Source organism: Paraburkholderia sp. RL17-347-BIC-D, from assembly GCF_046027915.1.
Taxonomy (GTDB): domain Bacteria; phylum Pseudomonadota; class Gammaproteobacteria; order Burkholderiales; family Burkholderiaceae; genus Paraburkholderia.
Window position 1 is genome coordinate 1 of record NZ_JARESS010000117.1, and the last position, 7,772, is coordinate 7,772.

Annotated in this window: 6 protein-coding genes; 4 read left to right on the forward strand and 2 right to left on the reverse strand. The window is 55.8% G+C overall.

Going from position 1 to position 7,772, the window contains the following annotated elements:
* Positions 1 to 810 precede the first annotated feature (810 nt).
* The 4 genes from fdhA to P0D96_RS46980 all read left to right on the forward strand — a co-directional run bounded on the left by fdhA (position 811) and on the right by P0D96_RS46980 (position 4,836).
* On the forward strand, positions 811 to 2,013 hold the full coding sequence (gene fdhA / locus P0D96_RS46965; RefSeq protein WP_408321067.1) for a formaldehyde dehydrogenase, glutathione-independent: 1,203 nt from the start codon (positions 811 to 813) through the stop codon (positions 2,011 to 2,013).
* A 188-nt stretch (positions 2,014 to 2,201) separates the two neighbouring features.
* Positions 2,202 to 3,017, forward strand: a complete 816-nt coding sequence (locus tag P0D96_RS46970) for a ferredoxin reductase domain-containing protein (protein WP_408321069.1) — start codon at positions 2,202 to 2,204, stop codon at positions 3,015 to 3,017.
* A 131-nt stretch (positions 3,018 to 3,148) separates the two neighbouring features.
* Positions 3,149 to 4,465 carry an MFS transporter gene (locus P0D96_RS46975; protein WP_408321071.1) on the forward strand — a complete coding sequence of 439 codons (1,317 nt, stop codon included), beginning with the start codon at positions 3,149 to 3,151 and terminating at the stop codon, positions 4,463 to 4,465.
* Positions 4,466 to 4,578: 113 nt separating this feature from the next.
* Positions 4,579 to 4,836 carry a transposase gene (locus P0D96_RS46980; RefSeq protein ID WP_408321073.1) on the forward strand — a complete coding sequence of 86 codons (258 nt, stop codon included), beginning with the start codon at positions 4,579 to 4,581 and terminating at the stop codon, positions 4,834 to 4,836.
* Between the two features lie 115 nt (positions 4,837 to 4,951).
* Here P0D96_RS46980 and P0D96_RS46985 read toward each other — a convergent pair whose 3' ends face one another.
* Positions 4,952 to 5,050, reverse strand: coding sequence for a transposase (locus tag P0D96_RS46985; protein WP_256458461.1), 99 nt, complete (start codon positions 5,048 to 5,050; stop codon positions 4,952 to 4,954).
* Between the two features lie 904 nt (positions 5,051 to 5,954).
* Entirely contained in the window at positions 5,955 to 6,884 is a 930-nt protein-coding gene (locus tag P0D96_RS46990) for a PDR/VanB family oxidoreductase (RefSeq protein ID WP_408321075.1), read from the reverse strand.
* Positions 6,885 to 7,772: the final 888 nt, after the last annotated feature.

Below are 7,772 nucleotides of genomic sequence, written 5' to 3' on the forward strand. Positions count from 1 at the left end.
TGGCCTGCGCGGACGGCGACTGCTAGAGCAGCAGATCGAACTGGAGATGGACATCGGTGCAGGGCTAAGTAAATAAGCGAGCTGGATAATAAAGTTCGATCCGCTCTCCGTGAAAAGCGGCGTATGCCGCGTTCGCACAATCGCGTCCGCCGGCATCCGCGCCTAAAAACTGGCACACAGTGTAACTAGCAGGCGTGTGTATTAGGCAAGCCTGCGCAGTCGGAAGGCCGACGCTGTGGATTACAGCCGAGGCGTTTGTGAAATAACAGGTGCTTTGGCGCACCACGCGGAGTGGGCAGTGCGGCATTCAGATCCGGCGATCGGGGTCGCCCTGACGCAGAGCGGTGCAGCCCGGTTACCGTTGCGACAGAGCGAACCCCACTGGGCAGCGGCGAACGTTGCCGGTGCGCGGCCACGCCACACGGCGCCACCGCGTGGTAACGATCGCTGATGCGCCGCGCGGTTGCCCGATGCGCTTGTAGATGGTACCGGACTGTCGAAGGTGCCATCTGCATGGCGGTGCCCAGTTGGATGCTCACCGCTCGATGCGCCAAGTCCGTTCGCTGTAAAGATGATCTTGCGTAGTCCGGGGGGTGGGGGAACGTAGCACCCGGCGTCGTCTCTGTGCACTGTGGTCGCAGCTACCCCTTCTACCCACCTCTGTGGCCGGTCATTTTGATTTCATGTAGCAAAAGCGAAAAAGCGAGGATGCCGAAACGCCAAAGTCCCGTTTCGGCTGTAGACCCACAGATGTAAATTCTGATGACAGTTTAGTCTGATTATGTTTGCAAGATCAAAACAGGAGAGGTGATGAGTGGCAATCGCGGTGTTGCATATGTCAGGCAGAACGTGGTCGAGGTTCGGTCCATTCCATTTCCGAAACTGGAAGATCCGCGTGGGCGCCGTATCGAACACGGAGCAATTTTGAAATGCGTGACAACTAATATCTGCGGATCAGATCAACATATGGTGCGCGGAAGGACGACAGCTAACGAGGGCCTCATCCTCGGTCACGAAATTACTGGGGAGGTATTGGAAGTGGGGCGCGACGTGGAGCGCCTTAAAAAAGGGGACCTCGTCTCGGTGCCGTTTAACGTAGCCTGTGGACGTTGCCGATCGTGCATGGAACAGCAGACCGGTGTTTGCCTCAGCGTCAACCCCTCTCGTGCAGGCGGTGCGTACGGCTACGTTGATATGGGTGGCTGGATTGGCGGCCAGGCGGAGTACGTTCTCGTGCCGTACGCTGACTTTAATCTCCTTAAGTTTCCCGATCGCGACCAGGCGCTTGAGAAGATCCGGGACTTGACCTGTCTATCCGATATCCTTCCGACCGGCTACCACGGGGCGGTAACTGCTGGCGTGGGACCGGGCAGCACCGTCTACGTGGCAGGAGCGGGTCCCGTAGGATTGGCGGCCGCGGCGTCCGCGCGCCTGTTGGGAGCCGCAGTCGTCATTGTCGGGGACGTCAACGTCAAACGGCTTGAGCATGCAGAGACTGTAGGCTTCGATACGGTCAACTTGTCGTTGGATACCAGTCTGGCAGATCAAATTGAGCAAATCCTCGGTGAACCGGAAGTCGATTGCGCGATTGACGCAGTCGGCTTCGAAGCTCGAGGACACGGCCATGATGGAGCGCAACATGAGGCGCCTGCCACGGTGCTCAGTTCGTTAATGGAGGTCACTCGCGTAGCTGGGAGGATCGGGGTCCCGGGACTCTACGTAACAGATGATCCCGGAGCCGTCGATCAAGCTGCAAAGCGCGGAGCATTAAGCATTCGATTTGGTCTGGGATGGGCCAAGGCGCACAGTTTTTTTACTGGACAGACGCCGGTGATGAAGTATAACCGTGCACTCATGCAAGCTATCCTGTGGAACAAGATCGATATCGCTAAGGTGGTTGGAGTTCAGATGATCTCGTTAGACGATTCTCCAGCAGGCTATGCTCAATTTGACGCGGGAGTGCCAAAGAAGTTTGTTATCGATCCGCATGGAATGTTTAACGTTTCGGTATAGGACGAAGTGTTGCCGATGCTGGTGTCTAGTACAAACCGAGAGAAAATTTGGCACGGATTCTAGCGAACGGGACATCGCGAAGGCCAACGCCCAGTTGCGAGTGACCGGATCAATAGTCCGCCCGGAGACAAGGCTGCATCAGCGTAGATCTCGTGATGGTCAGCAACGATTATAAGGACGTTTCGACAATGTCTAATATACAGATCCGGGTCGCCCGGAAGGAGACGCAGGCGACAAATATACGTGCCTTCGAGTTGGTGCTCGAAAATAGCGACGCATTGCCTGCATTGTCGGCCGAGCCTCATATTGATGTTCACGTCAGTAAGAACTTGGTTGGGCAGCGTTCGGGGCCCAACGATTCCCTCGAAAGAGATAGATACATGATGGGCGTGCGCGAGGCGAATTCGCGCGGCGTATCGGGATCAATACTTGAGGGCAACCAAGAGGGCAACATCGACGAGGAAGGCCGGCCTCGAAATCACGTTCCACTCGAGCATTGGACGAATACCAGCGCCTTGCTTGCCGACGGTATTCATCAGGTTGCACGGATTTCGTATATGCCTGACCGGCCGCTGCTCATTGTCAGCAACGACGCTATCCGTTATTGGGCAGGATCACCGGCCTGTATTCAGAAGCCCCACGCTAATGGGCGGCGTTACGCAACGATGTTGCAATCCCTGCAGCGCTCGCAGCCGCTCCTCGAGCCGTTCTCGTTGTCCTTGGTAGCCGCGCCAAAATTCGACCGAATGCAGCGCCGCCTTGACCGGCGCGACGCACCCGGGGAGGCGCTCGAACAGCGGCCTTTCGATCTCACTCAGCAGCCAGATCTACTGCGTAGCGGCCGGAGAGGCTGTATTCAGCTTATTCATTGCCTCGTGGATCGCGCCTCGGGACAATATCCGCACAATCTAGCTCAGCGGGTGTTGGCTAATCTCCAGGATCGCTTGGGTCCGTTCCGTTCCCTGCCCTTGGAGGGATTGACCGGAGAAAGTCTGAGCGTCTGAATAAACGCGCCACGCACTGCCCTTTAAGCAATGTTGGTTTACCTTAGTAACTCTCGCTTGCCAGTCATTAGATGCTGGATTTCATCCGGTAATCCACTGCCCGCCTGCGAATCCTCTTCTGGAGAACGTGCATGTACGCTATCCCTTCGAATTCGAGCGCTGATCAGACCACGGCGCTCTACAACAGGTTGAACTGGCGTCTGCTGCCCTTTCTGGTCACCTGCTATCTGTTCGCTTGCCTCGATCGCCTCAACATCGGCTTCGCGAAATTGCAGATGCAAAGCGACCTCGGCTTCTCTGACGCCGTTTACGGTGTCGGTGCGGGAATTTTTTTCTTAGGCTACGTGTTGTTTGAAGTCCCGAGCAATCTCTTACTGCCCAAATTGGGCGCCCGCAAAACAATTAGCCGTATCCTAGTGCTTTGGGGGTTGACGTCTGCATCCATGCTATTTGTGCACAACGTGACGTTGTTCTACGGGCTGCGCTTTCTACTTGGGGTATTCGAGGCCGGCTTCGCACCCGGGATGCTCTTTTACCTCACCTATTGGTACGGCGAGGCCCGCATGGCGCGCGCCATTGCCATCGTGATGATAGGTCAGCCACTCGCGGGCGTGGTAGGCGGGCCGCTGTCTGGTTGGACTATGACTGCATTTGCCGGGGCCTTCGGTCTCGCTGGCTGGCAATGGATGTTTCTCGTGGAAGGCTTGCCCTGTATCGTGCTGGGTGTCGTCGCGTGGTTCTTCCTCGCCGACCGTCCGGCCTCAGCGACGTGGTTGTCGACGGAAGAAAAGCGAACGCTCGACGCCGGCCTGGCTGCACCAGCTGTCGCTCATAACTCGTTCAGGCAAGTGGCGCGCGATCCCCGGGTGTATCTGATGGCGATGGCGTACTTCTGCGTGATCTGCGGCATTTACACCGTCAACTTCTGGCTGCCGACGATCCTCAAGGCTGATGGTGTGAAAGACACGCTTCAAATCGGGCTTTACTCGTCAATCCCTTACATCGCCGCGGTAATCGCTATGTACTTTGGTAGCCGCAGCTCGGATCGCCATCGCGAGCGGCGCTGGCATAGCGCAGTGTCGGCGCTGATTGGTGCGCTTGCCCTGGCCGCCGCGACGTGGGCGAGCGGACAACTCGCGATGTCGCTGATCTTCATGTCTGTCGCCACCGCCATGATGTCGATCTCCTATACGGTCTTCTGGGCAATACCCTCGGATTATTTGAAGGGCGACGCAGCTGCAGGAGGAATTGCCTTGATCAATACGATCGGTCTGCTGGGCGGCTTTCTGAGTCCGACGATCATCGGCTGGACCAAGACCGCAACCGGCAGCATGCAAGCCGGCCTGTACGTGATGGTCGGACTACTGGTACTCGGAGCTATTCTGTTGGTAGCGAACCGCTTGCCTGCACGCCAACCGGCAATAGCCCCGCAACCCGCGCAAGCCTAACAACCGTTTCCAAAACGAGCCCCAGTGCCCGGGGAATTCGCGCCGAGCTTAGCGAAAGATGAGTTGAGGGTGTGCCATTCTTGAACTTTGTACGGCACAGGTAGGTACAAACTATGAACTTTCTTCCTTTGTCCGATGACGATTGGGAGCGGGTGAAACACCTGTTTCCGGCGTTGGCTTCGAGGCGAGGGCGTCCCCGCCGGGATGACCGAGAAGTATTGAATGCAATTCTTTGGATTCAGCGGACCGGCGAGAAGTGGCATAGGCTGCCCGCTACGTTCCCCCCACAGCAAACGTGCTACACGAAGTACATAACATGGCGCCGCACGGGGGGCCTTCAACGCGTTGCCGAACTTATTGAAATGAAGTGACTGAATCACTCAACGATCTATCGAAGCGACGACGCTAAAAATCGGGACGGTACATCGACAACGACAGGCATCATCGCCTCCGTTAGCGGATCTGGGTGTACCGTTTGCGCCAACCTCACAGCTGATTGGCGTTGATCTTGTTGTCGCGGGCGACTCGGGTAACCGAGGCACCAGGTTCAAACGTCTGCTCAACGACCGATCGTTTCCATTTCAATTAATGCCGTCGGTTCTGACGCCTGGTGGGTAACTCGACTGTCTGAAACACAGTTTCCATTCTCGCTGTTTGTGGACACAGTCGGTCACTCGTGTCAGTCGCAGCCGATGATTGCATCTTCTACGCAGGGGGAACGGTACAGATCAGATCCTTACCAAAGAACCCCTTCCGCAACCGCTGTAATGCGCAATGGAATGCCGGATCGGTCGGCACCGGCGCCCGAGCTTGGCCGTGACCTTTAGAACAAGCTGGAGGTGTGCCCGACCATCGTGTCGGATCGTGACGATATCGAGCGGAGCTCAGCGCTGCACGATGAACCGTATAGCGGAAATGGCAAAAAAAAGGTGCACGGCTTCGCGGCCTCACGAAGATCACGCAGCTGCACCCCGTGGTAATCGTTCCAGGCGTACGCGCGGAGTTACCGGTGACATTCGCGTCTGAGTGGCCGGCCTCGCGTGGGCTGCCGCCCGCACAGAGAGCGCTCCGTTGTGACCTGACTGCACGTTCACTCAAGCGTACCTGTTTCGTCATTCAGTGGACTGTCCTAAGTCGATCGATGACCTGAGCGCGCCGGTCGAACGGGAGTAGGAATCGAGCCCGCTCGGCCATACACTAGATTTGTCCATCAGTCGTCGGGATGACAATCTTACTGATCTGACGCGAAACTAGCGAAGCGACGGTTTCAGACGTGCCTAGCAAATCGGGGCGCAAGCCAAGGACATGGGGATTTAGCGAACGTGACGGGGTGTCTTTTAATGAAAATGTCTTCGAGCAGATCACCGGGAACGATCGACAGGGATTGTTGACATACCGCTCACCGCGGGAGTTTCGGCACCGCTTCATCAATACCCTAAGGTAGTCGAGATCTCCTGATTGACAAGGGAACGTCCACCGATTACTCACATCACTCGATGTCCAGAGCTAGTACTTTTGACTTTGAGCGCGAGCAGCAAGGCATAATGGCATCGTTTGCCGCTTTCTCTGCATCGGTCAGGAAGAAGTCTCTGTGGTCGGGTATCCCATCGAGTACTCGAGTCGCACAAGTTCCACACACTCCTTGCTCACAAGAAACGGGAATTGAAATCCCCGCCGCAGCGAGAGCCTTTGTAATCGGCTCGTTCTTCTGAACATATATCAGCCGGCCGGATTTCGGGAGGAGAACTTGGAAATCTATGTCGTTGTCTGATGTGGTCAATGTTCCGACGAACATCTCGCAATGAATCTGATGTTTTTTCCACCCTTCATTCCACGCTGCGTCGAGGGCTGCGTCAATGAATCCTTTTGGCCCACAAACGTACAAGTGCATTTCAGCGGCAGGCTGTCCGAGTACCTCACGAAAGTCAATCACCTCGCTCGGACCGTGGTCGCTGTAATACATATGGACACGATCGGCAAACTCCGAGGCCATGATCTCTTCCCGAAAGCCCATTTTTGACTCGGTCCGAGCGGCATAGTGCATCTCGAACGGCTGTTGAATAGTGGAAAGGAAGCGAGCCATACTCAGAACTGGGGTGACACCAATTCCTCCCGCTAGCAGGATGCTGTGTCGTGAATCCGGTGTGAGAGGAAAATGGTTCTTTGGCTCGGAGATAGAAAGAATACTCCCCTCTTCGACGATGTCGTGCATCGCCGCCGACCCACCGCGGGATGCCGGATCTCGTAATACCCCGATAACGTAGCGGTGCCTTTCAGATGGGTGGTTACTCAGAGAGTACTGACGAATAATGCCGCCGTCTAAACGGACGTCGATATGAGCGCCTGCGCTGAATCGCGGCAGAACCATTGTGCTCACGGGAACCAACTCGAATGCAAAAATCTGGTCAGCCACCTTCATCTTCCTGCTAACTCTGACCTCGATCCATTCCACAATCATAAACCGCCACCTCACAATGAAGAAACAAACTTAATGAACGAATTCAAACGCACAGAGGACTGGTCGGGATGACTCAGTTCCAACCAGCGCCGCGTCCTTACGGCACCGTTGATTTCTATGCAGATCATGACCTCACCACAAGGTCAGCCCAATTCAGTACGCAGCGATGATCGAATGGCGTTGTCGGGCGCTTTGCTCTTGTTTGGATCGGTGGTATGCCACTCGTTGAAGTTGCTGGGATAGAAGTTAGCAATCACGTGATGCGTGGACGATGTCCACCGGTACTCGTCCGGAATGGGGTTCGAGACAGTACACCTGCAAGAAGGTCATGGGAGCATCACTGCATTGTCCAACGGTTGCTTTTTCACGGCATTCGTCTCCAAGAAATCCGATAGAGAAACAACGCGCCGACATGAAATGCCGATGTCATTCTTTACGACAATATCACTAGGCTTGCCGAATGGATTTGATGCACGGAGATGACTCTACCCCCGAATAACCCACGGCGATCCCCAGTTGTCGCTCGGCCACGCCAAAGTCCGCGCCTCGCATGTACCGCCGCGCCTTGATTCCCACTTCGGCCTCAAAGAGTTGTTCGGCATCAAGTCGTTCCGAGGGGTGTGATTGCAGAGTTCTGCTGCGATCGGACCTCCTGCAATGGGCCTCCCCAATGGTTCGCTTCGCCGGGATTCATCCGGTCCTTGATCTGCTGGTCCAGTCAATGCCAATTCAGAGGAAAGCAATTTTCTTCTGGCCTTCTCCGGAAAACTTCATCCGACGGTCCGTTACTTGATAACGTCCATCTCCAGTTCGATCTGCTGCTCTAGCAGTCGCCGTCCGCGCAGGCCG